The organism is Neisseria sp. P0001.S005 (assembly GCF_051963715.1).
In genome coordinates this window covers 1-326 of record NZ_JBQCTZ010000868.1, presented here as the reverse complement: position 1 = coordinate 326, position 326 = coordinate 1, and the positions used below count along the sequence as shown (strand labels likewise).

Genomic DNA, 326 nt, shown 5'->3' with positions numbered 1-326 from the left:
ACCATGCTGAAATTCAAAAACGCCAAGGTCAACATCAAAGACAACCCGGTCGTAAACAAAGGCGGTAAAGAAATCGTCGTCCGCGCCGAAATCAACGTTTCCGGCCAAAAACCGGTCAACATGGACTTCACCACCTACCAAAGCGGCAGCAAATACCGCGCATATAATGTCGCAGTAGAAGGCGCAAGCTTGGTTACCGTATACCGCAACCAATTCGGCGAAACCATCAAAGCCAAAGGCATCGACGGCCTGATTGCCGACTTGAAAGCCAAAAACGGCGGTAAATAATCCACCCCCGCACCATGCCGCCTGATGTTCAGACGGCA

The 326-nt window shown here is 51.2% G+C and carries 1 protein-coding gene; it reads left to right on the top strand.

Annotated elements, in window-relative coordinates:
* Nucleotides 1-288: MlaC/ttg2D family ABC transporter substrate-binding protein (locus ACTHSP_RS23270; protein WP_440347151.1), on the top strand; the 288-nt coding region annotated here is incomplete at its 5' end.
* Nucleotides 289-326 lie beyond the last annotated feature (38 nt).